The sequence below is a fragment of the Mesorhizobium calcicola genome (assembly GCF_042682105.1).
GTDB lineage: Bacteria > Pseudomonadota > Alphaproteobacteria > Rhizobiales > Rhizobiaceae > Mesorhizobium > Mesorhizobium calcicola.
The window spans coordinates 1-24,785 of record NZ_JBHUGY010000059.1 but is presented as its reverse complement, the minus strand read 5'-3'; the positions used below and the strand labels follow the sequence as shown (position 1 = coordinate 24,785).

At 62.5% G+C, this 24,785-nt stretch carries 28 protein-coding genes and 1 pseudogene; 17 read left to right on the top strand and 12 right to left on the bottom strand.

Annotated features, from left to right (window positions below; genetic code table 11):
• Nucleotides 1-2: 2 nt before the first annotated feature.
• The 5 genes and pseudogenes from ACFSQT_RS32110 to ACFSQT_RS32090 all read right to left on the bottom strand — a co-directional run bounded on the left by ACFSQT_RS32110 (nt 3) and on the right by ACFSQT_RS32090 (nt 5,784).
• A pseudogene (locus ACFSQT_RS32110) lies at nt 3-1,032 on the bottom strand (histone deacetylase family protein).
• A complete protein-coding gene (locus ACFSQT_RS32105) occupies nt 1,029-1,532 on the bottom strand; it encodes a GNAT family N-acetyltransferase (RefSeq protein WP_379025658.1) in 504 nt (167 codons plus the stop codon). The pseudogene ACFSQT_RS32110 and the gene ACFSQT_RS32105 overlap by 4 nt, the downstream one beginning before the upstream one ends.
• 289 nt (nt 1,533-1,821) lie before the next feature.
• On the bottom strand, nt 1,822-2,751 hold the full coding sequence (gene kce, locus ACFSQT_RS32100) for a 3,5-dioxohexanoate:acetyl-CoA acetone transferase (protein ID WP_379025656.1): 930 nt from the start codon (nt 2,749-2,751) through the stop codon (nt 1,822-1,824).
• A gap of 8 nt (nt 2,752-2,759) precedes the next feature.
• Nucleotides 2,760-4,139: an aminotransferase family protein gene (locus ACFSQT_RS32095; protein ID WP_379025654.1), complete on the bottom strand. Its 1,380-nt coding sequence runs from the start codon at nt 4,137-4,139 to the stop codon at nt 2,760-2,762.
• A gap of 1 nt (nt 4,140) precedes the next feature.
• Nucleotides 4,141-5,784 (bottom strand): N,N-dimethylformamidase beta subunit family domain-containing protein, encoded by a 1,644-nt coding sequence (locus tag ACFSQT_RS32090; RefSeq protein WP_379025700.1) that lies wholly within the window; start codon nt 5,782-5,784, stop codon nt 4,141-4,143.
• Nucleotides 5,785-5,939: 155 nt separating this feature from the next.
• Between ACFSQT_RS32090 and ACFSQT_RS32085 the strand changes: the two genes are divergently transcribed.
• From ACFSQT_RS32085 to ACFSQT_RS32075, 3 genes are all read left to right on the top strand, one after another.
• Complete coding sequence (locus ACFSQT_RS32085; RefSeq protein WP_008875526.1) at nt 5,940-6,188, top strand: ParB N-terminal domain-containing protein; 249 nt, start codon at nt 5,940-5,942, stop codon at nt 6,186-6,188.
• A gap of 145 nt (nt 6,189-6,333) precedes the next feature.
• Nucleotides 6,334-6,819 (top strand): SRPBCC family protein, encoded by a 486-nt coding sequence (locus tag ACFSQT_RS32080; RefSeq protein WP_379025652.1) that lies wholly within the window; start codon nt 6,334-6,336, stop codon nt 6,817-6,819.
• 26 nt (nt 6,820-6,845) lie between these two features.
• Nucleotides 6,846-7,799: an alpha/beta fold hydrolase gene (locus tag ACFSQT_RS32075; RefSeq protein WP_379025698.1), complete on the top strand. Its 954-nt coding sequence runs from the start codon at nt 6,846-6,848 to the stop codon at nt 7,797-7,799.
• A 52-nt stretch (nt 7,800-7,851) separates the two neighbouring features.
• On the opposite strand, the gene ACFSQT_RS32070 is transcribed toward ACFSQT_RS32075, so the two are convergent.
• Nucleotides 7,852-8,895 carry an isopenicillin N synthase family dioxygenase gene (locus ACFSQT_RS32070; RefSeq protein WP_379025650.1) on the bottom strand — a complete coding sequence of 348 codons (1,044 nt, stop codon included), beginning with the start codon at nt 8,893-8,895 and terminating at the stop codon, nt 7,852-7,854.
• 116 nt (nt 8,896-9,011) lie between these two features.
• Between ACFSQT_RS32070 and ACFSQT_RS32065 the strand changes: the two genes are divergently transcribed.
• Nucleotides 9,012-9,410, top strand: a complete 399-nt coding sequence (locus tag ACFSQT_RS32065) for a GFA family protein (protein WP_379025648.1) — start codon at nt 9,012-9,014, stop codon at nt 9,408-9,410.
• A 151-nt stretch (nt 9,411-9,561) separates the two neighbouring features.
• Nucleotides 9,562-9,774 (top strand): hypothetical protein, encoded by a 213-nt coding sequence (locus ACFSQT_RS32060; RefSeq protein ID WP_379025646.1) that lies wholly within the window; start codon nt 9,562-9,564, stop codon nt 9,772-9,774.
• A 6-nt stretch (nt 9,775-9,780) separates the two neighbouring features.
• Here ACFSQT_RS32060 and ACFSQT_RS32055 read toward each other — a convergent pair whose 3' ends face one another.
• Complete coding sequence (locus ACFSQT_RS32055) at nt 9,781-10,686, bottom strand: hypothetical protein (protein WP_379025644.1); 906 nt, start codon at nt 10,684-10,686, stop codon at nt 9,781-9,783.
• A 166-nt stretch (nt 10,687-10,852) separates the two neighbouring features.
• On the opposite strand from ACFSQT_RS32055, the gene ACFSQT_RS32050 reads away from it, so the two are divergent.
• The 3 genes from ACFSQT_RS32050 (at nt 10,853) to ACFSQT_RS32040 (ending at nt 13,865) form a co-directional block, all read left to right on the top strand.
• Entirely contained in the window at nt 10,853-11,725 is an 873-nt protein-coding gene (locus ACFSQT_RS32050; RefSeq protein ID WP_379025642.1) for an undecaprenyl-diphosphate phosphatase, read from the top strand.
• Between the two features lie 78 nt (nt 11,726-11,803).
• Nucleotides 11,804-12,592: a phosphodiester glycosidase family protein gene (locus ACFSQT_RS32045; protein WP_379025640.1), complete on the top strand. Its 789-nt coding sequence runs from the start codon at nt 11,804-11,806 to the stop codon at nt 12,590-12,592.
• A gap of 190 nt (nt 12,593-12,782) precedes the next feature.
• Entirely contained in the window at nt 12,783-13,865 is a 1,083-nt protein-coding gene (locus tag ACFSQT_RS32040) for a glycoside hydrolase family 25 protein (protein WP_379025638.1), read from the top strand.
• A gap of 9 nt (nt 13,866-13,874) precedes the next feature.
• Here the strand turns inward: ACFSQT_RS32040 and ACFSQT_RS32035 are convergent, their stop codons facing one another.
• Nucleotides 13,875-14,786, bottom strand: a complete 912-nt coding sequence (locus ACFSQT_RS32035) for a LysR family transcriptional regulator (protein ID WP_379025636.1) — start codon at nt 14,784-14,786, stop codon at nt 13,875-13,877.
• A gap of 104 nt (nt 14,787-14,890) precedes the next feature.
• Here ACFSQT_RS32035 and ACFSQT_RS32030 point away from each other — a divergent pair, with 104 nt between their 5' ends.
• The 5 genes from ACFSQT_RS32030 to ACFSQT_RS32010 all read left to right on the top strand — a co-directional run bounded on the left by ACFSQT_RS32030 (nt 14,891) and on the right by ACFSQT_RS32010 (nt 17,983).
• Nucleotides 14,891-15,052, top strand: coding sequence for a hypothetical protein (locus ACFSQT_RS32030; RefSeq protein ID WP_379025634.1), 162 nt, complete (start codon nt 14,891-14,893; stop codon nt 15,050-15,052).
• A 52-nt stretch (nt 15,053-15,104) separates the two neighbouring features.
• Nucleotides 15,105-15,713: a class I SAM-dependent methyltransferase gene (locus ACFSQT_RS32025; protein WP_379025632.1), complete on the top strand. Its 609-nt coding sequence runs from the start codon at nt 15,105-15,107 to the stop codon at nt 15,711-15,713.
• 99 nt (nt 15,714-15,812) lie between these two features.
• The gene (locus tag ACFSQT_RS32020) at nt 15,813-16,787 is read left to right on the top strand and encodes a DUF3592 domain-containing protein (protein ID WP_379025630.1); all 975 of its coding nucleotides are present in this window, start codon (nt 15,813-15,815) and stop codon (nt 16,785-16,787) included.
• 61 nt (nt 16,788-16,848) lie between these two features.
• A complete protein-coding gene (locus tag ACFSQT_RS32015) occupies nt 16,849-17,370 on the top strand; it encodes a hypothetical protein (protein ID WP_379025628.1) in 522 nt (173 codons plus the stop codon).
• Complete coding sequence (locus tag ACFSQT_RS32010) at nt 17,363-17,983, top strand: hypothetical protein (protein ID WP_379025626.1); 621 nt, start codon at nt 17,363-17,365, stop codon at nt 17,981-17,983. The genes ACFSQT_RS32015 and ACFSQT_RS32010 overlap by 8 nt, the downstream gene beginning before the upstream one ends.
• A gap of 46 nt (nt 17,984-18,029) precedes the next feature.
• On the opposite strand, the gene ACFSQT_RS32005 is transcribed toward ACFSQT_RS32010, so the two are convergent.
• The gene (locus tag ACFSQT_RS32005; RefSeq protein ID WP_379025624.1) at nt 18,030-18,998 is read right to left on the bottom strand and encodes an MBL fold metallo-hydrolase; all 969 of its coding nucleotides are present in this window, start codon (nt 18,996-18,998) and stop codon (nt 18,030-18,032) included.
• 119 nt (nt 18,999-19,117) lie between these two features.
• Between ACFSQT_RS32005 and ACFSQT_RS32000 the strand changes: the two genes are divergently transcribed.
• Nucleotides 19,118-20,032, top strand: coding sequence for a LysR family transcriptional regulator (locus ACFSQT_RS32000; RefSeq protein ID WP_379025622.1), 915 nt, complete (start codon nt 19,118-19,120; stop codon nt 20,030-20,032).
• 57 nt (nt 20,033-20,089) lie between these two features.
• On the opposite strand, the gene ACFSQT_RS31995 is transcribed toward ACFSQT_RS32000, so the two are convergent.
• Both ACFSQT_RS31995 and ACFSQT_RS31990 read right to left on the bottom strand, forming a co-directional pair.
• Complete coding sequence (locus ACFSQT_RS31995; protein WP_379018497.1) at nt 20,090-20,296, bottom strand: type II toxin-antitoxin system HicB family antitoxin; 207 nt, start codon at nt 20,294-20,296, stop codon at nt 20,090-20,092.
• A 1-nt stretch (nt 20,297) separates the two neighbouring features.
• A complete protein-coding gene (locus tag ACFSQT_RS31990; RefSeq protein WP_379018499.1) occupies nt 20,298-20,513 on the bottom strand; it encodes a type II toxin-antitoxin system HicA family toxin in 216 nt (71 codons plus the stop codon).
• 396 nt (nt 20,514-20,909) lie between these two features.
• Between ACFSQT_RS31990 and ACFSQT_RS31985 the strand changes: the two genes are divergently transcribed.
• A complete protein-coding gene (locus ACFSQT_RS31985) occupies nt 20,910-21,344 on the top strand; it encodes a hypothetical protein (protein WP_379018501.1) in 435 nt (144 codons plus the stop codon).
• On the opposite strand, the gene ACFSQT_RS31980 is transcribed toward ACFSQT_RS31985, so the two are convergent.
• Nucleotides 21,302-21,517, bottom strand: a complete 216-nt coding sequence (locus ACFSQT_RS31980; RefSeq protein ID WP_379018503.1) for a hypothetical protein — start codon at nt 21,515-21,517, stop codon at nt 21,302-21,304. The two genes, ACFSQT_RS31985 and ACFSQT_RS31980, sit on opposite strands and share 43 nt — an antisense overlap.
• 1,128 nt (nt 21,518-22,645) lie before the next feature.
• Here ACFSQT_RS31980 and ACFSQT_RS31975 point away from each other — a divergent pair.
• Nucleotides 22,646-22,912 carry an oxidoreductase gene (locus ACFSQT_RS31975; RefSeq protein WP_379025620.1) on the top strand — a complete coding sequence of 89 codons (267 nt, stop codon included), beginning with the start codon at nt 22,646-22,648 and terminating at the stop codon, nt 22,910-22,912.
• Between the two features lie 190 nt (nt 22,913-23,102).
• Nucleotides 23,103-23,288 carry a hypothetical protein gene (locus ACFSQT_RS31970; RefSeq protein ID WP_379025618.1) on the top strand — a complete coding sequence of 62 codons (186 nt, stop codon included), beginning with the start codon at nt 23,103-23,105 and terminating at the stop codon, nt 23,286-23,288.
• Nucleotides 23,289-24,785: the final 1,497 nt, after the last annotated feature.

The window sequence follows — 24,785 nt, the reverse complement described above, 5'->3', positions numbered from 1 at the left end:
GATCACCGCGTCTTGCCGCCGAACCCGGTGAGGAAGGCGGTCAGATTGTCGCTGAGTTCGTCGCAGAGGTAGCCGCCTTCCTGGACGATGACCGTCGGCAGGCCGAGCTTGGCGATGGCCTCGCCAATGCGCGAGAAGCCCGGCGTCGTCACCGAAAGCCCGCCGAACGGATCGCCCTCGAACGCGTCGAGGCCGAGCGCCACGACCAAAGCGTCGGGCGAAAAGGCGCGGATGCGCTGGAACGCCACCGCAAGCGCTTCGAGAAACGCCGCATCGGCGGATTTGCGCGGCAGCGGCAGATTGAAATTGTAGCCGAGGCCCGGCCCTTCGCCGCGCTCGTCGGCATGGCCCCAGAAGAACGGGTAGAAGCGCACCGGATCGGCGTGCAGCGACACGGTGAGCACGTCCGGCCGCGCATAGAAGATGCCTTGCGTGCCGTTGCCGTGATGCAGGTCGACATCGAGGATCGCCACCCGCGCCGCCTGTTTGCGCAAAACCTGCGCTGCAACGGCAGAATTGTTGATGAAGCAGAAGCCGCCGGCGACATCGACAAAGGCATGGTGGCCGGGCGGGCGGCACAGCGCGTAGGCGGCCGGCGTGCCTGATATCACGGCTTCAGCGGCCTCGACCGCGCTCCAAGCGCTCCACAGCGCGCTCTGCCATGTCTCGCCCGAGATCGGGCAAGCCGTGTCGGCCATATGGTAGCCAGCCTGGCCCACAGCGGAGGCCGGATAGGACCCGTTGCGCGCGATCGGATGGATGTTGGGGATCACTTCGGCAGAAGCGCCCTCGATGCGCTGCCAGCGCTCGAAAATGTGCTCGAGAAAGTCCAAATATTCCGGCGTGTGCACCGCCGCGACCGGGCCGAGCCCGTGATTGCGCGGCCGCTCGATCGCGCAGCCGGCAGATGATGCGCCGGCTAACAATCTCTCGACCCGCTCCGGTTTTTTCCGGATTGGGCTTCGCCGCGCCGCTCGAAAGAAAGGCCTTGGGATCGTGGCGCTTCTGTTCCTCGGCATAGAAGGCTTTCATTCCTGCTCCCCACTCTCCGGCGCATCGGCGAAGGCAAAGAAGGCCTCGCCGATGATCTTCTGCGTCTGCTCGTAGCTCGACCAGGCGATGCCCAGCCTTTCATAAAACGCCTTGGCGCCCTCATTGTCGGTGTCGACGGACAGCCGCAGATAGACGCCGCCTTCTTTCCGGCACTGTGCCGCGACGTGCCGCAGCAGCAACTCGCCGATCTTGCGGCCGCGAAACCGGTCCTCGACATAGAGGTCCTGCACATAGACGCCAGGCCGTCCCATCCAGGTCGAGAAGATCGGGAAATGCAGGCAAAGCCCGGCGAATTCGCCGCCGACTTCGGCAATCAGGGTCGAGAAGGCAGGCTTTTCGCCAAAGCCGTAGGTTCTGAGATCGTCTGCCGTCGAGATGATCTCCTCCGGCGCGCCGATGTGGGCCCCGAGTTTCAGGATCGCCGCGTGGATGGTTTCGACATCGTCGATCCGGCCGGGGCGGATGAGGATTTCGGTCATTGGAGGTCGAGTGCCCAGGCACCCCCCTCTGTCCTGCCGGACATCTCCCCCGCAAGGGGGGAGATTGGCGGTTTCGATCTGGCTGCCCAATATGCAACGTTGGAAGTTAGCGAAAGCCGAGATGGCATCCGATCTCCCCCCTTGCGGGGGGTGAGGAGTGGTCCGCCTAGCGGACGGAAAGCCAACTGCTTGGCTTTCCGAACGACGAACGCCCGGAGCGACAGCGAAGGGCCGGAGCCGGCAGGCCAGAGGGGGGTAGGAAGGATCGCAAGCATCTCAGATCATTGTCTCAGAACGCCACCCGGTCGCCGCCCTTCAGTGCCAGCATGTCGCGTGCTTCGGTGGGTGAGGCGACCTCCAGCGACAGCCCCTCGAGAATGCCACGGATGCGGCGCACCTGATCGGCATTGGACTTCGCCAGCTGGCGGCCATCATAAAGGCTGTCTTCCAGCCCGACGCGGACATTGCCGCCCATCGCCGCGGCAATCGAGATCAGCGGCATCTGATTGCGGCCGGCGGCCAGCACCGAGAACTGATAGCTGTCGCCAAACAGCTTGTCGGCGATCCGCTTCATGTGGACGAGATTGTCCGGGTCGGCGCCGATGCCGCCCAGAATGCCCAGCACGAACTGGATGAACAGCGGTCCCGACACCAGCCCGCGGTCGCGGAAATGCGCCAGCGAATAGAGATGGCCGACATCGTAGCACTCGAATTCGAAGCGCGTGCCGCAGCCCTTGCCTAGCCTCTCAAGCACGCTCTCCATGTCGGCGAAGGTGTTCTTGAAGATGGTGTCGCGCGTGGCTTCGAGCAGCTTCGGCTCCCACTCGTGTTGCCATTCCCTCGGCCTGTCGAGCATCGGAAACAGCGCGAAATTCATCGAGCCCATGTTGAGCGAGCACATTTCGGGTTCGGCCCGCAACGGGGCAGCCAGCCGCTGGTCCAAGGTCATCAGCGACGAGCCGCCGGTGGTGATGTTGATCACCGCATCGGTCGCCTGCTTGATGCGCGGCAGGAACTGCATGAACACGTCCGGATCGGCGGTCGGCCGCCCATCCCGGGGATCGCGGGCGTGGAGATGCAGGATCGAGGCGCCGGCTTCGGCGGCGGCGATGGCGTCGGTGGCGATCTGGACCGGCGTCACCGGCAGGTAGGGCGACATTGACGGCGTGTGCACCGAACCGGTGACGGCGCAGGTGATGATGACTTTTCGCGGCGCCATTTTTGTCCTCAGCCTTCGACCGGCAGGTCGAGTTCGGCGGCCAGAACCTCCAGCGAGTCGCCGATGATGGAGACGATCTCGCCGACCTGTTCCTTGGTGACGATCATTGGCGGCGCAACCATGAAGTTATCACCGTCGACGCCGCCCTTGACCCTGCGGCCATAGATGATCAACCCGCGTTCATAGGCGAGGTCGAGCAAGCGCTGCGTGGCTTTCTTGTTCTGGTCGATCGGCCGTAGCGTATCGGGATCGGCAACCATCTCGGCGCCGGTGAGCAGGCCCTTGCCGCGCACGTCGGCGATGAATGGAAACCGTTTCTGCAACCCCTTCAGCCCGTCCATCAGCACTTCGCCCATCGCGGCCGCGTTGGCGATAAGGTCGAGCCGGTCCATTTCGCCGAGCACGGCAAGCCCGGCGGCGCAGGCCAGCGGGTTGCCGGCATAGGTGTGGCCGTGCTGGAAGCCGCCGGAGGCGAGCAGCGGCTGCACCAGCCGCATGGGCGCGGCCAGAGCGCCGAGCGGCGCATAGCCCGAGCCCAGCCCCTTCGACAGCGCGACGATATCGGGCTTGCAGTTCCAGTGGTCGCCACCGAGGAATTTGCCGGTGCGGCCGGCGCCGCACATCACTTCGTCATGGATGAGCAGGATGCCGTAACGGTCGCAGATCTCGCGGATGCGTGGATAGTAACTGTCCGGCGCCACCAGGGCAGCGGTCGCCGCACCGCCGATCGGTTCCATGATGAAGGCAACCACGCTCTCGGGACCCTCGGCCAGGATTTTCTCCTCCAGCATGTCGGCATAGCGGATGCCGCGCTGTTCCATCGAAAGATTGTCGCGGTCGCGCCACGCCGTCGGTGCCGGCACGGTCGGCATCACCCGCATCATAGGCTCAAATGTTTCGGCCAGCCCATCATCGCCGGTGATCGAGAGCGAACCCAGCGTGCCGCCATGATAGGAAGGAAAGCGCGTGATCACCTTCCAGCGGCTGGCCTGTCCGGTGGCTACCGCCCACTGTCGCGCCAGCTTGATGCAGGACTCCGTCGCTTCCGAGCCACCCGAGACGAAAAAGATGCGGTCCATGCCCTCGGGCAGCTTGCCAGCCAGTTCCCGTGCCAGTTCCTCCGCCGGCTCGTTCTCGAAATGCAGCCGATAGGCGAAGGTGGCGCGGTCCATCTGCCGCTTCATGGCGTCGAGCACATTGCGGTTGGAATGGCCGATATTGGCGACCATCGGGCCGCTCGAGCCGTCGATGAAGCGTCGTCCGTCCTGCGTCCAGATGTAGATGCCCTCGGCGCGGTCGACCAATGGCCGGCGCAGGCTGGACAGGTAGAACAGATGCGATTGCCGCCGGGCGTCAGTGTCTTGAGCGGCGGTCTGGACTTTCGACATGTCAGGACTTTCTGAGATAGCGATCGAGGACATTCTTGGTGACGCGTTCGACCATCGGATCCTGTCTTAGCAGGCCGGCGACCCATTCGCAGCTTCCGGCGTGGAACACCTCGCCCTTGCCGCGCGGGAAATTGACGATCATGCCGTTGCCGCGTTTGACTTTTTCCAGGTTGGCGTCACTCGCTTCGCCGAACAGCGTTTCGGCGTTGAAGCGGCCATCCTCGTCGGTGAGGAACTGGTCCTCGATCGGAATGTCGGCGCTTTCCTCGACCTGGGACGCCATGCCGACGGCGAGAACTTGCAGCCCTTCCGGCGCGCCGCTGGTGGCGGTGGGGTAGGGCAGGCCGCCGCGTATCTCGAAGTCGAGCCCGTCGACCTCATAGCCATAGACATGGCTGTCGGCGCCGAGCAGGTCGCCATAATAGATGCCGGTGCCGGCAAAGGCCCAATGCTCCGGGCGGTAGACCGGAAAACCACGCACGCCGCGCGGCGCGCAGCCGCCCCAGCCGGCGTAGAGGCCGCGTGTCGCGTTGAGCCCGAAGGTCGCCGAGCCCGGGCGACCGATTTCCGGCGCCTCCCAGGAATTGGTGGCGCGGGTTACGTCGCCGCCGCGCAGATAGGCCGGGTCTTCGGCGCGCGCGCGGTATTTGTAGCAGGCCTGCCGGCGGCCCTCGTCCTCCAGCCGCGTCTGCCACATGAAATTGCCGGCAAAGCGCGCCGCATGGCCGCCACGCTCGACATAGGCGTCGACCGCATCGCGCATCTCCCAGGTCCAGTATTCGTCATGCCCGACGAAGGAGACGCAGTCATAGCCGTCGAGAATCTCGGGCGAAAAATGCAAATCATGCTGGCTGGCGAGGTCGACGCCATAGCCGGCCCGCTCGGCGAAGCGGAAGAAGTGGCTGTCGTAGCTCGCCCAGCCCGACGAGGCGTATTTCTTGGAATGGCCGGTGGCGAGCGCCCATTCCATATGCGGATAGCGCGGCACCGTCTTCGGCGGCACCGCGACTTCCAGCGGCACGCGCGGCGCATCTTTCGGCAGCACGACTAAGCCACGGCACCAGGGGCGTTGCGTCGACACGAGGGGCGAATACTGGTTGCGCTCCGGCCCGGTGATGCCCTGGTAGTGGTTGGAGCCGCCCCAGGTGTTGTAGGCGAGCCAGGTTCCCGTCGCCGCCACCTGCAGCACGCGGCCGGGCTTCTTGCCGGGCTGGGGGCTGACGATGAAGAGATGATGGCAGTGGATCGGCTTGCCGTCGCGGCCATCGGCGGTCAGCGTCACCCGATAGGCTCCGGACGGCCAGTCTGTCTCGATACGGAATTCGAACGAGGCTTCCCAGCCGCAGCCCTCGGCCGAGCACTGGTCTGGCGTGTCCTGCCAGCGCGCGGCAATGCCCGAGGTCTCGAACACTTTCGTCTCGGTCCCGCCGTCGCGGACGATCGCCATGTTGAATACCGGAGACGTCGAACTGACATGCAGCGTCACCGTCTCTGCGGCACGATAGGAAAACCGGTCGCTATAGCACCAGATCTCGCCCCGCTCGCCGTCCATGCCGGGCCATTCATAGGTGTGGCCGCGCACCGCGTGGCGACGCTGCTCCGGCGTCAGTCCGAAATCGGGGAAATCGGTCGGAAGGTTGATCATGAAGTCCTGAACGTTCGAAGGCGCCATTTCGGCGATCTGCCGGTCGAGCGTCAAATGGAAACCATCGGGCCAGCATTCGTTAGCCGCGCCCTTGGCCGCTGTGGCCAAAAAGACTATCTCCACAACAGGGCGGCGTTTCCGCCACGGGAGGCGGCATGCTCAGAGTCCAGAAGGTCAAGGTCGACGACATCTACGTGCCGACGGCGCGCAAGAAGACGCTGCATCCCGAGACCGTCAGGCATCTGGCCGAGGACATCCTGGAGAATGGCATGAAAACGCCGATCCAGGTCCGCCACGACGGCAAGCGTCATATCCTGGTCGAAGGCCTGCATCGGCTGGAGGCGGCAAAATGGCTCGGCGAGACCGAGATCGACGCCTATCTGGTGCAAGCCAAGCGCCACTGACGCGTTCTTCGTCAGGCAGTCTTCACACGGCACAGGCTTTCTCCATAATTTTCGCTGGCCAGAATTTTTCGCTCGCGATGTCGACTTGCGCTTCGTCCGTTCGTCCTTGGGGCGGAAGCCAGATCAAACCACACACGAGGACACCATGACCACCAAGCTTGACATCGCCCCCACCAACGACCGCGAACTGGTTCTCGCGCGCATCATCGATGCGCCGCGCGCGAGCGTCTATCGCTGCTGGACAGACCCGAAACTGGTGACGCAGTGGTTCTCGCCAAAGCCGTGGACGACGCCCCGCGCCGAAATGGATGTGCGCAACGGCGGCTCGAGCCTCGTTGTCATGGCCGACCCCGACGGCAACGAATTCCCCAACCCCGGTGTCTTCCTCGAAGTCGTTCCCGGCAAGAAGATCGTCTTTACCGACGCCTACACAAAGGCATGGGAGCCGTCGGAAAAGCCGTTCATGACCGTCGTGCTGACTTTCGAGGACGAGGGCAGTGGCAACACCCGCTACATCGCTCGCGTGCGGCACTGGAGCGCCGCCGACCGCGAGCAGCACGAGAAGATGGGTTTCCACGAAGGCTGGGGCCAGTGCACCGACCAGCTCGAAGAACTCGCCAAGACACTTTGATGCCGGCGGGACGAGAAGGGATCGATCTGTCCAAAACCTTTTTCACCATTCTTGCTTCGGCTGCAGCGCTTCTTGCTTCGCCGGGCGCCACCAATGCAGGGGAGGTAAAACCTGCCATGACGACCGCAACGAACGCACTGCCAAAGCCGGAAAAGTCCGGCCTGCTGCCGATCAACGGCCTGAACTACTATTACGCCATCTACGGCAAGGGCGAGCCGCTGCTTCTGCTACATGGCGGTCTTGGCTCCATCGACATGTTCGCGCCGATCCTGCCCAAGCTTGCCGAGAACCGCACCGTCATCGGCGTCGATCTGCAGGGTCATGGCCGCACGGCACTCGGCGACCGGCCATTCACCGTGGAAGCGATCGGCGACGACATAGCCGACATCGTCAAGGCGCTCGGCTACGACAAGGTTGACGTCATGGGCTATTCGCTGGGCGGCGGAGTCGCCTTCCGCATGGCGGTCCAGCATCCCGAAGCGGTGCGCCGGCTTGTGCTTGTGTCGACCGGTTATGCCACGGATGGCTTCTATGACGAGATGCGCCCGCAGCAGGCCCAGGTGAGCGCGGCCGCGGCCGCGTTCATGAAGGACACGCCGATGTACAAATCCTACGTCGCGGTGGCGCCGCATCCCGAGGACTTCCCGAAGCTCCTCGACACGCTCGGCAATTTCATGCGCCAGAACCGCGACTACTCAGCCGATGTCGCCAAGCTGAAGATGCCGGTCATGCTGGCCTATGGCGACAGCGACATGTACAAGCCCGAGCATGAGATCAAGTTCTACCAGATGCTCGGCGGCGGGCTGAAGGATGCCGGCTGGATGCGCGAGAACCTGTCGCAGAACCGCCTGGCGATCCTGCCCAACCGCACCCATTACGATGCCTTCTTCGCCCCGGAACTGACGGCCGCGGCGCTGCCGTTCCTCAACGGCGAGACCAAGGTGAAGACCTGGGACGAGGTCGTCGGCGAAACCGAATAATCGCTTGCCGATTTCCACCGGCCGTCTCCGACGAGATGGCCGGTGGTTTTGTTTATGAAGCCTTCGCCCGGCGCGGCTGCCTGAGATGCTTGATGCCGCTCATCTCGACGAAATTCGTCGCTGCTTCCCAGAGATAGTCGCCGTAGAGAAACGGCTCGAAAATTTCCGTGCCGGTCAGCGGCAGCGGCGCGATCTCCGCGTCGACGCGTGGCTCGTAGAAGAACGGGATCGAGAAGCGTGCCGTCTTCGGCGCGATCACCCGGTGTCGCGTTGCCCTGACGCGTTCGCCGGTCCAACGCTCCAGCAACTGGCCGAAATTGACCGCCAGCGTGCCGTTGGCCGGCGGCACGTCGATCCATTCGCCGGCTAGGTTCTTTGCTTGCAGGCCCTCGACGCCGTCCTGCGCCAGCAACGTGACGAAGCCGGAATCGGCATGCTCGCGGCCGATGACGGTGCGCGTCTCGCCCTTGTGCACCACCGAAAACTCCGGCCCGCTGGTGTCGACGCCGGCATTGGTGTCACGCAGGGGATAGCGGATCAGGCGCAGCGTCGAGATGCCGCCTTCGAAACAGGCATCGAAGATCGTTTCCGGCAGGCCAAGCCCACGGGCGATCGAGCCCATCAGCGCATTGCCCACCCTCTCCATCGCGCGGTAGTAATCCGCTGCCGCCGAGCGCCAGCCGGGCAGGGCCTCTTCGGCCGGCAAGGGTGTCGGCTCGCACAACGGATCGCCGGAAACCGAAATATCAGCCGCATCGACAAGACCCGGATTGGCAAGGTCCGGTCCCATGTCGATGCCTTCCTTGTAGGAAACGGCTGCCGGCTGCAGCGGAAACCAGCCGCGATAGACGTTCTTCCTGGTGCGGTCGAAATTCCAGCGCAGCAGTTTCTGCTTCTCGGCGTCGGGAAGCGCGAAGATGCGCAGCAATTGTGCCCTTCTGTCCGGGGTCAGCCAGTCATCGCCGGGAAAGTCCCGGACCGCCATGAAGCCTATTCCCGAAGCGGCGGCCATGATCCTGGCGTCGGTGCGGTCACGAGCGGGCGACGGCGACCCGAACAGATCCGCAATGCCGATGGTTTCGATGTCCGGCGTCATGGCTTCAGGTCCACCGCATCACGATAATCGATGGTGTTGTATCAAAGCTTTTCAATTGACCCAATCGGCCCCGCCATTACCTTGCCGCTCATTCTCTCCAACAATGGATCAGGGCGATGACAAGATACCAGGGCGGATGCCTGTGCAAAGCGGTGCGCTATCGCGTCGACGCAGCACCCATCAACGAACGCGTCTGCCACTGCCGGCTCTGCCAGAAGGTGATTGGCGCCACCTTTAACGCACGCGTGCTGTTTCGCATCGACGATGTGACGGTCGAGGGGCCGCTGGCGACGGTGAGCACCTCGCCGGACCTCAAGCGCGGCTTTTGCCCGAGTTGCGGGACGACGATGTTCTCACGGCGCGATTCCGCCGGCATCATCGGTATCACCACCGGTTCGCTCGACGATCCCACTGTTTTCAAGCCGCAAATGCATATTTTCACGGCTTCGAAGCAGCCCTGGGTGGTGCTTGATGACGGCCTGCCGCAGTACGAAGGCGCACCGCCGCCGGGCTAGGTCTTTCCTTTCCAAAAGAGGAAGGGAAACCCGTGGGCATGACCAAAATTTAATTGGAAGAAGACACGAGATAGCCGGCAAAGCGTCATTGGCGGGCCATCTTTGTCTTCCTATTTAAGGGGCGCGGGCACGGCATTCGAGGAGACGACGGATGAACGACAGCATCAGCACCCTGGACGAGCTTTTGAGCGATCCGATGGTCCTGCTTGTGATGGAGCGCGCTCATGTGCGCCCGGAGCAGGTGCGCATGCTGCTCGAGCGGGTTCGCAACCGGGCGGACGATGAAGCACGCGCCGATCAGCCAGTCGTTCCGCCGGCCCATATGGTGGCCAAGAGCTGTTTCCAGCAATGGCTGCTCAGTTAGGTGCGGTCAGTTGGAGCTGGCCGGCAAATAGCTGTAATGGCTGCGGAAATAAGCGATTCTGAAGCCCAGGCGTGCATAGTTGCGATAGGCCGGGCCGTCGCGTTCCTCATGCGGCGCCTCGATGTCGGCGACCAACAGTTTCGCGCCGGCCGCAATCCCGTCGCGCACCAGCGCCTCCCCAAGCACCGCGTCGAGATCGAAGCTCGGCGCCATGATGCCGGGCACCGGCGCGTCGATGCCGCTCCAGGCCGCGCCGTCGGGCCCGATGAACAGCGAGCGCACCGCCACCACCGCGCCGTCCCGCTTGGCCATGTAGTGATGCCAGCCCTTCCGGCCGACCAGGGCCATCAGCCAGGGTGAGGTGGGCAGCCGGTAGCTTCTGTCGATGAAGCCGGCCCATTCGTTTGCCGATGCCTTCGTCACACGTTCGACTGAAACCCCGTCAGCCATGAAGAGCGGCTCGGATGACAGCGGTTGCGCCCCGCGATAAATCCGCTCCCAGCCGCCCTGGCGCTGCAGGCCGCGCGGCTCGAGCCAGCACCTGAGGCGCGACGGTTCGGTGTGCGGATTGACATAGAACCAGGGTCGCGAAATGCCGGCGGCGCGGTAGTGCGTCAGCAGGGCGTCGAGCTGGCTTTCGGTGGCCGGGCTGTCGACGCCGAAATTCTTCACGCAGTTGAAATGGACGAACGGGATTGTCGTGCAGGTGGTCCAGGCGAGGCCGCCTTCTTCAGCTATCGAAAGGCCTTGCCTTACTGCGAAATCGGCAGGCGCGGCCGCATAGAGGTCGCGCCAGGCATTGACCTCGGCGCGCTCGATAATGCGGCTGAGGTCGTGCGAGACATCCTCGGTCGCGATGCCAGGCGGGTGCGGTTCGGGCAGGGGCTGCAATTCTGACAGGGCGGTCTGCATGGCTCTCCTCCGTCATTTGCCTTACAGTGTAAGATTAGCGGATAATAATATGAACGCATGGCTTGTCAAGCGGCGCCTTACAAATCCGTAAATTGGATTCCGGGGGTCGCCACACTATGGCTCGGCGGGGATCGCCCCTCCCGATTGTTCGACAGAAAGGCTCGATATGGCAGACATCTGCACCCAAGGCGTCGACACCGGCTTTGTCGGCCTGGGATTCGCCAAAGTGGCGTTTCTCGGCGTGGTGCAAGGCATCACCGAATTGCTGCCGATTTCCTCGACCGCCCATATGCGCATTGTGCCGGCCGTGCTCGGCTGGCAGGACCCGGGCTCCGCCTTCTCCGCCGCCATGCAGCTAGCGGCGCTTGCCGCGGTGGTCAGCTATTTCTGGAGCGATGTCAGGGATATCCTGTTCGGTTCGCTCGACGCCCTGACGCGACGCGATTTCGCCGACCGGCATTTCCGGCTGGCGCTGTGGATCGTGCTGGCGACGATTCCGATCGTCATCGCCGGCGTGGCGTTGTCGGGCGTGCTCAACGCCTGCAATTCGCCGCTGCGCAGCCTGACGGTGATCGGCTCGGCTTGTATTGCCATGGCGATCCTGCTGGCGCTGGCCGAGATCTTTGCCAGTCACCGGCGCAGCGTCAGTGAAGCATCGCTCGCCGATGCGCTGCTCGTCGGCGTCGCCCAGATCGGCGCGCTGATTCCCGGTGTGTCGCGCTCGGGCTCGACCCTCACGGCCGCGCTCGGGCTCGGCTTCAAGCGGGCCGAGGCGGCGCGGTTCTCGTTCCTGCTCGGGCTGCCCGCGATCGCGCTCGCCGGCCTCAAGGAGCTTTGGGAACTGCACAAGATCCATCTCGACGCGCATGGCTGGTCGGTCCTGGCGGTGGGACTGGTCGTCGCCTCGGTTTCCGCCTTCTTCGCCATATGGGGCCTGATGCGCGTGCTGGAGCGTTTTTCGGCTTGGCCGTTCGTCATCTATCGCGGCCTGCTCGGCGTCGTCCTGCTGCTCGGCGTGGCGATGGGATGGCTCGTTTAGGGGCGATTGGGCTTCCACAGTATCGTTTGAAACAGGCTATATCCGTGCCGGACCCCGAACCTGGATTCCGGTACGAGCATGGATTTTTTGACCCTCCTGCAATCGGTGCCGCTGCTGCTGGCGCTGGCCAAGGGCGCGCTGCCGTCGGTGGCGGCGCTCGGCATGGGATTTGGCCAATGGCTCGCTTCGCTGCCGCCATGCAGGGACTTTGCCTTCGAGGCGACCAGCTATCTCGTTTGCGAGGTCGACCCGAAACGATATCAGGTCGAACTGTTCTGGAAGGATTCCGCGGGCAAGCCGTTTCAGTCGCTGCACAACCTCAACGTCTCGCAACAGGCGGCCGGGCGCACCATGCTGTTTGCCATCAACGCCGGCATGTATCACCCCAACCTCGCTCCGGTCGGTCTCTATGTCGAGCATGGCCAGGAAATGGCGTCGGTGAAGACGGGGTCGGGAAATGGCAATTTTTCCCTGCAGCCGAACGGCATTTTTTACATCAGCAACGGCAAGGCGGCAGTCCGCTCCACCAGGGAGTTTGTGAAAAACCGGCCGCCACTCGACTATGCGACCCAATCCGGGCCGATGCTGGTGATCGACGGCCAGTTGCATCCGAAATTCCAGGCCGACAGCACCTCGCGCAAGACCCGCGACGGTGTCGGCGTGCGAAAGGACGGTGTCGCCGTCTTCGCCATTTCGAACGGCACGGTGACCTTCCATGCCTTCGCCCGCCTTTTCCGCGACGCGCTCGGCTGCGACAACGCCCTGTTCCTCGACGGCACGATATCCAGCCTGTTCGCGCCGGCCATCGGCCGCAATGACGACTACTGGAATCTCGGGCCGATGATCGGCGTTTTCAGGAAGTACTAGCGGCCTTGCCAACCCGTTTGCCGCCGCAAGGCTGGCGGTCACCTGCACCGGCAGCCGGATTTCGCTGCTTGGTGCGCGCGAAAAAAACTTGATTCAAACTTTATTGGTAATTTCTCGTTCATAACTGATCTGGTTTGTCCGTCGGCTGTCGTTTCGCCCTCGGTCTGGTGTGTTTTGAGTACAGGTCCAGATGCGGATTCCGGGCGTCATCAGTTTCTTGGTCGCATCGCTATGCCTCGCCGGCTGCACATCGACGGCAAGCGTCGACGCGCTGGATTTGCAGAAACCGTCCAACGAGACGACCAGTTCCGTGATCCGCCCGCCCGCGCCGATCGCCGCCGTTCCGGCGGCAATGGCCAAGAACGCGTCGAAGGCCGAGATGGCGCCCATGGCTGACATTGCTCCGGTCGACAAGGATCGGCCTTTCGGCCTGGCGGAAGAAGAGACGGTGGCGTTTCCGGCGCCTGAATTGCCGGACAACGCCGAGCCGACGGTCGAGCCGGCAGCCTTGGTGTCCCCGCCGAGACTGTTGAGCCGTGCCGCCCCGCCGATGCTTGCCGGGCCGGTCACCCGTTACGGCTTTCGTGACGCCAAGCCGATCAATTTCGGCAGGGGGGCTTCGCCCCGCCACCTTGCCGTTCACGGCGTCGACGTCTCGCGCTGGCAGGGCAACGTCAACTGGGACAAGCTGCGCGCCCAGGGCGCCAACTTCGCCTACATCAAGGCGACCGATGGCGGCGACCATCTCGATCCGATGTTCACCAGGAACTGGCGCAACGCCGATGCTGCCGGCCTGAAGCGCGGCGCCTATCATTTCTTCTACTGGTGCCGCACGGCCGGAGAGCAGGCCGACTGGTTCATCCGCAATGTGCCGAAGGTTGAAGGCGCGCTGCCGCCGGTGATCGACGTCGAGTGGAACGGCGAATCCAGCTGCAAGCGCCGGCCGTCGCGCGAAAAGGTGCTGGAGAAGATGCAGGTGTTCATGGACAAGCTGGAGCGCCACTACGGCCAGCGGCCCATCATCTACACCGCGCCTGACTTCTACCGCGACAATCTCCGGGGCGAGTTTCTCGATTATCCGTTCTGGGTGCGCGCGGTGGCGCGGCACCCGGCAAAGGTCTATCCCGATCGCAAATGGCTGTTCTGGCAGTATTCCGGCTCCGGCCTGTCGCACGGTGTCACTGGCCGCATCGACCTCAACGTCTTCCACGGCGACGAACGGCAATGGCGCGCCTGGGCCGGCGGACGGATTTCCGTCGCCGACGCCGACTGAGGCAGCCCATCAGGCCCGGCGTACTTCGCGCTCGCGTATGTCAGCCGTCTGGGCGAGCACCCAATCCCGGAACACTTTGATCTTCGGTGTATTGCGGCGGCTTTCCAGGTGCACCAGCCAATAACCATCGCCATCAGATCCGACGATGTCGAACGGCTGTACCAACTGCCCCTTTGCGAGCAGGGCGCTGTAGAGATTGTGGGTGAGGATTGCGGCACCCTGATCGGTCAGTGCCGCCATCGCGTCATAAGCCTGCCCACCGAGTGCCGGACCGGCGATGACGCGACCGCGATCGAAGGGCACACCGGCTGCTTCGAACCAGATTTTCCACCAGGGATCGTCCGGACCGCATAACGCCACCTTGTAGAGATCCTCGGGGTTGCGGATGCCGCCCACGCTCTCGGCCAGCTTTGGACTGAGCATTGGCGTGTAGTCCGCCTTGAACAGATAGTGAGCTGTCAGACCGGGCCATTTTCCAGTGCCGGTTCGAATGCCGATATCCATGTCCTCGCGCGTGAAATCCACCAGCCGGGACGATGTATCCACCTTCACGGCGAGATCGCGATGCATCAGCTGGAATGTTCCAAGCCAAACGGCCAGCCAGTTCGACGCAAATGTTGCCATGGTTGTGACGGAAAGCACTCCGGCAGCACCACCTTTGGTGGCAAGCCATGCATCCGCCAAGGCCGAGAACGCGCCGGTTGCGTGCGGAGCCAGCTGTTCTCCGGCCTCGGTCAAGGCGATCTGTCTTGTTTTTCTTACGAAAAGCGGCGTTCCAGCACGTTCTTCCAGCACCTTGATCTGATAGCTGGCCGCCGACTGGGTCATGCCGAGTTCTTCGGCCGCCTTGGTGAAGCTGCCCAGCCGCGCCGCGGCTTCAAACACCCTGATAGCACCCAGCGGCGGTAGCTCCCAACTCATGATGCATCAAGCCTCCTGATGCATGGTACGCGACGTTCGATTGGAAGCCAAGGCCGCAAACAGGCATATTCTGGTCATTAACTCGAACCCGAAAGGACACGGCAATGACCCTCTACAACACGCTTCGTCGTCCGATGCTCGACCTCTTCACCGCTCCGTTCAGACCCCGCAAGCGCGGCCTGCTCGACCACCGTTCGATGTCGGATCATTTCCTGCGTGATATCGGTATGCTCGACGGACACGCTTCTGCCGGCAGCACCCGCTGACTTGCATGCCCCGCTGACTTGCGTGAATTGACTGGTGCAAAAGGGAGGAAAGATGAGCGTATCCGCAGAGGCTCTGGCAAAGAGCCGTCAAACGATCTCCTCCTACGAGGATTATGCGGAACAGTATGATGCAATCGTGCGGCATGTTCCCAACCCGAGAGAGCAGGCTGCGCTAAGGCGCCTTGTGGTGATCGCCGGCACAGGCGGCCAGATTCTGGAAGTCGGGTCGGGAGCAGGATACGATGCGGACTTTCTGGAGGGCCTGGGCGTCAAGGTTCGCCGCACCGACGCAACCAAGCGGTTTCTCGAGTTGCAGGCGGCACGCGGCAAGCACGGTGAGCTGCTCGATCTCCTCACCGACGGTCTCGGCGGCCCTTACGACGCAGTCCTGGCCTTGGCTGTCCTGATCCATGTGCCTCGCGACCAGACCGACCAGGTCCTTGCCAAGATAGCCGGTTCGCTGCGGCCAGGCGGCGCCTTCCTCGTATCGATGCGCAATGGCGACGGCGAGACGAGCGGCGAATATCACACCGTCTACTGGCGCCGGGACGACTTCGCGGCCCGTATCGAAAGCGCCGGGCTGGTCCTTATCAGGGACGATTTCAACATCGGCCGCAACAACGAAGAGTGGAACACGTTCCTTGCCGTAAGACCGTCGTGACGGGGTCCGTCACCTCCGATTTTTTGCGAATGAACAAGACATTGCCGCCGCCATGCTGTCTACATGGAGGCTCCTGCACTCCTGGGGGTCGGAGGCGAGTTGGAACTCAAACTTCTTTTGGTCGGCTTCGCCTGCGCGGTCGCCGCCGGGCTGTCGATCGTCACTTTCCTGAAATGGCGAGAGGTGCGCGCACTCAGCCGCTGGCTGCCAGCGCCGGGAAAGATCATCTCCTCGCGCGTCGAGGCGCGTGAGGTCCGAAGCTCGGGCTCCGGTTCGGAGAGCACCGACGCCACCGAGATCCGCAATTTTCCGGCGATCACCTTCGAGTACAAGGTGGGCGGCAAGACCTTCCAAAGTTCGCGCTACAGCGTGCAGGAGAATCTCGGAAATTTCGAAGTCAAAGAGACGCTTGCGCGGTTTCCCCGCGGCGCCACCGTGACCGTGTTCTACAACCCTGTCGACCCGGCCAAGGCCGTGATCGAGCGCACCATGCCGGAGGGCGCCTTCAAATTCATGGTCCAGCTTTCGGCCGGGCTGGTGATCGGCGCGCTGGTGCTTGTGTTTTCTGTTGGCGGTGTCTTGGAGGCGATCGGCCCGCATTTGCCGAAGCCGCAGAACCTCGCTGCGGGCGCGCTGCTGCTGTTCATGGGCCTGTTTGTCCTGCGCATGGGCTTTGCCCAGAAATCGCTTGCCGAGCAGGCGGCAAAATGGCCGATCGCTGCCGGCCGCATCGACGCCTCGGGCCTGAAGGCAATCCGAATTCGGGAGCGGTCCGGATCCTATCGACCCTGGCGCACCGTTTTCGAATCCCGCGTCGTTTACAGCTATGGCGTCGCCGGACAGCGCTACAGCGCCGACCGCATTGCCTTCGGCGCCAGCGTGACGGCTACGCTGCCCGGCCTCGTCGGCGGCCAGGCGCGGCGTTATGCCTTGGGCAGCAAGGTCGATGTGCACTATGACCCCGCCAACCCCGCCTCGGCGGTGCTCGAATGTCGGGTGATCGGGTTGTGGGTGCTGTGGGTCTGTTCCCTTGGCTTTCTTGGCGGCGCCGCCTTTCTGGTCGGGCTGGTCTGAGGCCATGGTGCGAGTGTGTGGCCAGACATTCGCCCAGGTTTGCCTTCCCAGGAGACATCAGATGACCACCCGCAAACTGGCCTTCGTGTTTCTGGGTCTGCTCGGCCCGATGCAGGCGGCAGGTGCAAAAGAATGTCTGTTGAGCCACGCCACCTATCGGGAGCCGCGCTCGGGCACGGTCATGCAATTTCGGCCGCTCGCCAACGAACCGGCGGCGCTGACGGCGCAGGTGTTTTCGCTGACCGTGCCAAATACCGACACCCGGCTGCCGGCCGACATCACCTGGACCAACGGCAAGAATTCGTTTCCGCTCGGCACCATCCGCCACCCATGCACCGACGACGACCGCGAAGCGGGCCTTGAGGACGGCAGCGGCCTGTGCAGGACCTGGGAGGGCCAAGTCTATGCCTTGACTGGAGGCGGCGCCGAGCAGTTGAACTCCCGCGAAGCGACACCGGCGCCGAAAGGGCTGTTGCTGCCCGATTTCGGCGCGGCTTTCACCGAATGGGCCGATTTTGCCAATGCCAATCCCGATGGCTCGGCATGGGACGCCTTCACCTTGACAGGATGCAGCGATGAATAGCGCCATGAAATCGATCGCCTGGGGTAGTGCCCTGTTCACATGTGTGACGATGTCGGCGGTGGCACGTGCGGACGAGCCGGCACCGTCGCGTCCGCCCATCGACAAATGCGCCTGGGAGAGGCTGACGGACAAAAATGTCGGGCTCGCCGCCTGGGTGCAGCGCTGCGATTTCGGCTTCCGCCAGATCCATTTCGAATTCGCCGGCAAGGCTCTTGCCATCAAATACAGCGATGGCGGCGCGGCTGATCCGCTTGTCGAGGTTTTCGATATCCCGCCCGGCGAAACCGCCGAGGCTGCATTTCAGCGCCTGTTCCTCGAAAAGACCGACAAGGCCGTCAGCGCCCGCTGCGTGCTGACGCCTTACACCGAGGGAAGTGTGCCCGCCGGCGTCAAGCGCTACACCTTCAGCCCCGACGCCGCCTACGCGAAAGAGCTGAAAGCGTTAGCCGACCCCAACGAGATCCCCGACCCGCCCTGCGGCGACTGGGGCGAAATGCCCGACGGCATCCAGTATTTCGAGGTGCCAGCCGGTGCGGCGCAAAAGCTGCTGTTTGTCCGCATCGGCCAGGACGAGCCGTTGTTCGACGAGCAGACGCTGCAACTGTTGCCGTAGGGGGTAGCGCCGGGGCCTCGTTGACAACTCTCTCTGCGGCGGAGGGTTAGAGAACTGTCTTCAAAGGTTCGGGAATGTAGTGGAAGCCTTCGCCGTGCTTCACGACATGGCCAAGACCTGGCCAGGGAAAATGGTATCCCATCATCCGCGTACGGTCAGATGTCAGCATGTCGAGCATTCGAACGCGTGTCGCGGCTGCCTGCTTGGCGTCCGTATCAAAGACGAATGCCCCGCGAGGATCTTCGAGCAGCAGAACGGAGTGATGCGCGAGATCGGCGGCGTAGCAGAAGGTTTCGGAGCCGGAGGTAATCATGAACATGGAATGTCCTACGGTGTGCCCCGGCGCCGCAAGCGCCTGGACGCCAGGCAGAAATTCCTGGCCATCCTTATAAAAGACGATCCGGTCGCGCAGAGGTAATAGGTTCCGGCGGGCAGTTTCGATAAGCGGCTTGAGTTGAGAGCCAAGCTTCACTTCGTCGGTCCAGAAGTCCAGGTCGGCTGAGCTGATATAAATTTGAGCGTTCGGAAAGACCGCCTGCTCATTGCCGTCGACGAGACCACCGCAATGGTCGGGGTGAGCGTGGCTGATCACCACGGCATCGATATCACCGGGCGCGATACCAGCTTTCACCAATGTTGAGGCCAACTTGCCGGGAAGCGGCCCAAAGCTTTTGGAAGTTCCGACCCCGGTATCAAAGACGATGAGTTTGTCTCCGGTGTTGAGAACGAGCACGTTCTGCTCGAGGACGATGTCATCGGTTGGCAGGAAATTACTCTGCAGGAGCCTGGTGATCTCCCCCGGAGGAAACCCGTTGAAGCTGGCTGCGGGTTTGCCCATCGGCAGCGGTCCATCCGAGACGACCGTCGCCTCGATCGCGCCGATCATGAAGCGATGGAAAGCCGGCGCTTGGGTGCCGAGAAGAGGCGCCCGAGCAGCAGCATGGTTGGTGAGCAACGCACTGCCGATTCCCGCCGCCCCCAGCCTCAAGAGTGATCGTCTATCCAATGTCGACATCTCAGGTCTCCGTTTTCGTTGATTCTGCTTGAATGTGGCCGGCCGGATATCGGTGGGAGCGTTTTTGCCCGACCGCCTGAATATTGATCCGATAGCAACTAAGAGATAAATAGCAGTATGTGCCACTTACTCGTAACCGATGGTTTGTAATGGATCGCTTATCCAGCATGGCTGTTTTCGTAAAGGCCGTCGAAGTCGGCTCGTTCGCCGCGGCGGCTGACGTACTCGACCTGTCTGCCCCGATGGTCGGAAAACATGTCAAAATGCTCGAGGACCATCTGGGCGTCCGTCTCATCAACCGCACCACGCGGCGTCAGAGCCTCACCGAAACCGGGCAGTGCTTCTACGAGCGTTGCAAGACAGTGTTGATGGAGGTCGAAGCGGCAGAGGCATGCGTGGCGGAAAGCCGTGCGATGCCGCGCGGCCGGCTGCGTGTGAATGCACCCGTGACTTTCGGCGCCCATTGTCTCGCGCCAATCCTGCCTGAGTATTTGCGGGCCTATCCCGAGGTGTCGGTCGATCTCAGCTTGAACGATCGCGTCGTCGACCTTGTCGAGGAGGGCTACGATGCGGTCGTCCGGGTCGGGGCCTTGTCGGACTCGAGTTTGATCGCCCGTCCTCTGGCGCCTTATCGCTTGGTCGCTTGCGCCGCGCCGAGCTATCTGGCTGAACGCGGCACACCGTCGTCACCCATGGACCTTGGCGATCACGAATGCCTTGGATTCGTTCATTGGGCGCCGCGTGGTTCTTGGGAATTCAAGGATGCAAATGGCGCCGCGAGAACGGCAGCAATTGCTAGCCGACTGACCACGAACAGCGGTCAAGCCCTCCGCGCAGCGGCACTTGCGGGCTTTGGGATTATCCTCCAGCCCTTCGCGCTGCTAGCTGGGGATCTCGAAGCCGGACGGCTGGTCCAACTGCTGTGCGACTACGAACCGCCATCGCGGTCCATGCACATTCTCTTTGCGCCGGACGAGCGGCCCGGCCCAAAGCTCCGCAGCTTTGTCGACTTCATGGTGCAGCATTTCGGATGAAATGGCATCAACAAGCCGCTCCCGCGGCTGAAATCCAAAGGGCGGAGCCTTTGCCTTCTATGCCTCTACATACTCCGCGAGGCTGACACCTTTGGGCACATCCAACCCGTCGGCTCGCAAGCCTTCGATGTGAAAGCGTATTGCATCGCGAATTTCGATTTCCACCTCAGGCACAGTCGCACCGGTGGCGATGCAGCCGGGCAGGTCCGGCACATAGGCGGAAAAATTATTTCCTGCCTTTTCGATCACCACCGCGTAACGCATGTCATCGCTCCTTCAAACCGGACTGCTTGAGGATGCTGTTCAGTGTTCCTGGCGCAACCTCTTCAGAAGGCTTGCCGGCCACCGTGACGCGGCCGGCTTTGATCTTGTGCTTATATTGGCGATGACTGTCCCTGGTTGCAACCAGATACCAGCCGTCGGCCTCCAGCAGGCGAATGACTTCGCGAACCGCAAGCCGAGGCGGTGGTACGGGACGCAAAGTTGTATCCAGGCCCCTTCGGATCTAATTGAAATTGCAGGCATATTTTTTAGGAAGATATTCCACACCCAAAGTTAGGTACCTGTGAGACGCAAAGTTGTATCCTGGAGTGCCGGGAGATGGCTGTCCGCGGTCGTTTTCGGCTTTCATAACCAAGCGTCGGCACCTCTCTAGTCCTCGTAAAAGTTTTCCGGCTCCTCCCGGAGGCTTCCGTGCGGCTCAAAGTAATGCCAGAAAGCAAGTTGGGTGCAGGAAGCGTTGAACGATGCCTGTTTAAGGCTTTTCCGGACTGAAGCGGCGTCTTCGACACCTGTTGCGAGGGTTCCACCGCTCAGGCTTCTTCCTCATCGCTAAACGGCCCTCACGTCTTGGCCTGGGACGAAGCTAGAAAGAATCGTGGCACCGATTGACGCCAGCAAGCCGGCGCCTGACCCTTCCTTCAACAGGAGCATAAGGTTGACGGCGATGGAAAACGGGACGCGATATTTTTGCAGGCTGACCGAGGATGAAAAGCTTTACGTCCTCGCCGAGCTCGAGCGGTCCGGCAGTGTCAGAATGATGGCCAACGTCTTGAAGGGGAACTTCTCGGACTTGGCGACCTCGGCGTCGAAGGACGTCAGGGCGAAGTACGCACGATGGCAGGAAGTCACAAAGAAGTGGCAGGCCATCGAGGCGGAATGGGGCGAGGGGGCCCTCCTGAAGCTCGATGATCCGGTCTTCGTGGACTTGCGTGCAAAAGGGCTGTTAAATTCGGATATCATCCGCAATGCGGAGGCATATGCTGCCGCTCATTCTGGCTTGCCGGAATTCAACACTCCGAGCGCCTTATGAGCGTCGCCCAAGTCACCAACCACTGTGTGTCGTTTCCCGGTCTTTGCCGGAATGACCACGTAGGCAACATGCTTTCCGTCCTTCCACAGGTCAAAGATTTCGCCATCCGGACTGCTGTCGGCCGGAACTTCTTCGATCTTCGGGTCGATGTCGTCGGAGTGTTCCACAGACAAAGTCTCGCTCCTTCTTTGGCTTCGGCTTAGGCAGCTTTCGAATCCTTGCCGTTCCGCTGGTTAGCGCGATCCGGCGATAGTCGGCAATCAAGGATTCACCGTTTGATGTCAAGCATTGCGGCCAGGAGGGCTGGTCGACGTCTCCGCAATGAGTGCTGTACGCCTGAGGTTAGCTCGCGGCCGCCGCCCACTATGGTGCCGTCCGTGCGGTTCCTGGGCGCGACGCCTATGGGACAGTGAAGGCGAACGCAAAACCCAGTTCTGGCAGTTCAGAATCGGAGAGAGGGTAAGCGAGCCTCGGCTATCTCGGCTTCGAAACGCCTCAGTAGGGCATCCCTGCGCCTGTCGTTTTCGGCAATATCCGCATCGGTATGCGTAATCGGACGCGTCAGGTCGGCCTCGTTGTAACGCTGGCCTTTCTGTGTTTTCTCAGGACTGCCAGTCGTCGGAGAGGATTTCCGCCGAACGGATGCGAATGCGATCTCCATCATGGTCTCCATGCTTATGCATGTCGTTCGCCCAAACCGGGCCACTTTTGAGGGCGACATGGATTGTCGGTCGAGGCGTAGCCGCGAACCGGCATTTGCGCAATGCAGGCAATCGGTCCCAAAGTCACCGTATCGGTCTGGCGCGCCTTCGCTATCCGCTACCTAGATAGACGCTTGACCTCCCGGAGCCCCATTTCATGACACATCGCTTTTCACAGACGATTACTCTCGACGGCCTCACCTTCCCCAATCGCCATCGCGGTCGCGCCGATGTGGCCAGTATTCCGCCGAGACGCTCGCAGCGACCTGGCACCTCGTATCATTGATGAACCTTGCCATGTCGGCGCCGGCATGGTCACGTGTCGAGATGAGAAAACCCCGATGTCGAGCGGCGCGGGCGTATCACGCATGCTGTCTCGGCCGTGATTCCGAGACAATGAGGAGGCGGTCCCGCGCGCCGCTGGATGCGGCCGACGCGTTGCCGCGCCGTGTAACGAAGTTCGGCGTCGCAGCTTGCCCAATGCGCGGCCGCAAGGCCTCAAACCGCAAGCACCTGGAGGCGGGCGGGCCGCTGCAGCACCACGAGGATCCTGGCAGACACGTGTCGGCCTCGGCGCATCGCCTATGACAGCGCTGGAACGTGCGCGCGCGCGCTGGAGGACGAGAGATCCTGCAGCTCATCGAACGTTTTGTCCGAGCGGCAAGGCGGCCGAGGGCGGCTCGACTCCTCGAACTGCACGCGGCACACGGCATACTGATCTTCCAGTCCTGTCGACACTGTCCCAAACGCAGCGCACCGACGCTGGGCGGCTCGCTGGAAAACCGCATGCGTCTCGCCGTCGAGATCGCGCCAAGGCGTGTGCGGAAAGCAACGCCAAAGCTGATGCTCGCGCGCGGCTGTCGGTGAAGACTGGGTCGATGGCGGCTTCGAGGTCAGAAGACGCTGCTCGAAGTGGCGAACAGCACTAAAGGACGTCGGCGTCGCCTATCTCTGCTGCTCGAGCGGCGGCAATTCGCTGCAGAAATTGCCCGACGGCCGGCTACGCAGGCTGCACCTGGCGGAGAGCCGTGCGCAAGGGCGCCAGCATTCCGACCCGATGCGGTCGGCTGATCGACGACCCCAAGCAGGCGACAAGGCGATCGTGCGCGAGGGCCGCGCCGACATGGTGGCGCTGGCACGCGCCTTCCTGGCCGATCCGCGCTGGGGAGGCTGCGCCGCCACCTTCAGCGAGACAATCACCGCGCCGCAGCTTGCCCGTTCGGTGACGACGATGCAGCACTAGGATGAAGGCGGGCTGATCTACCGTCTTCGACCCCGGCGCGGCCTCGCAGTTTGGGACAGTTTGCACGGCTTGGCTTCAATTCTGTTCGCAACTGTTACGTTGGGTGAGCTGCGCGGGCGTGCGCGGCGGGCTTGAGGAAATCATGTCGTTCAGGGCATTCTGCGGTTGCCGCGCGACAGCGTGGCCGACTTTGGACTCGGTGCGTCGACGCCGTCGAGCGCGCAATATTGCGAGGCCCGTGCATGGCTGTGCCGGCGCGTTACAATCTGGCGACCGGCAGCGCTTTCTCGCCGTGCGGACACGGCCGAACTCGTCGTCGCGGATGATCGGACAGCTGTGTCAATGGCGATCACACCGAGATCTTCCGACGCGTCGCGCAACTGGTATCAGGTCGAAATCGGCGGCAGGACGGCTGGGCAAATGCACGCTGGCTGCTGCAATGATTGCGCGACTGAGACGCCCGTGCATGTCACCCAAAAGTGGATCCGGTTTTGGGACAACGACATGCATAAACAAAAACCTCAGGTGTGTTGAGATTCAGGTGATGCCGGACTGCAAACGGCGCGTTCCTGCGCTTCCGGTGGCTCACGTACCAAAAGTACGCTCGCTCTAGGTTCTCCGAACCACGTTTCGGCGGCCTGACTGAATCTCAACACGCCTTATACAGCGCGTCACAAACGCGACGCGACTTTGGCGCAGCTGAAGACATGGTGCAACCAATGTGCTGCTTTGCGTGCGGCCCTGATGGACAACAACACCCTTTGAGTGCCTGGTCGTCGTCGAACTGGCCACGTCGGCCAAATATCGCCATATCGTAGTGCCCAGGAGGCGGCGGATGTGCCTGATGACTGTGTGGCCGCTCAATCGCGGCCCGGTCATCGTGATGCCCTCGACACTTGCCTCAAGTGCTGGAAGGTTATCGTTCGACAGCGGATGCGCGCCCGGCGCTGAGTGAGGCCGCCAGGAGATCGGAAGTGCTGTTGCCCGACGACAAACTGTCCGACGACCGGCTGCATGAGCGGACGGACCTTTCAACTGGAGGTTTCATGGCGAAGCTGATTACAAGATCGTCGAGCATGACGGCGGCTTGGGCCTACATGCGTCGACGCTGACCTACTCGGAGACGTCCCCACGCATCAGGGCGCCTTGCGCGCCGCCGAGATCGCTTCGGCCGAGCAGCAGGTCGCCGAGTCCACGGACGGCATCCAGTACGAGGATATCTGACGGCAAATGGCGCAGCGAGGACTGTGGCCGACGGCCGGCGGGACGGCGCAGACGAAGTCTCCGGACTGATCTTTTATCCAGATTTTAGATGGGCACAGAGGCGGCCGCGGACGCCTGTAGAGGAGACGCTCGTGGCCTAGTTGGGAGCTGCTGCTGATGTATTCCCCGCAGTACTGGTCGTTCACGGTTCCTTGGCATTCGCATCAGGGCGGGCCGGGTGGAGGCACAAGGGACCCGAGCGGCGCGGATGGCCGGCTGTTACAAGTCCGAGCT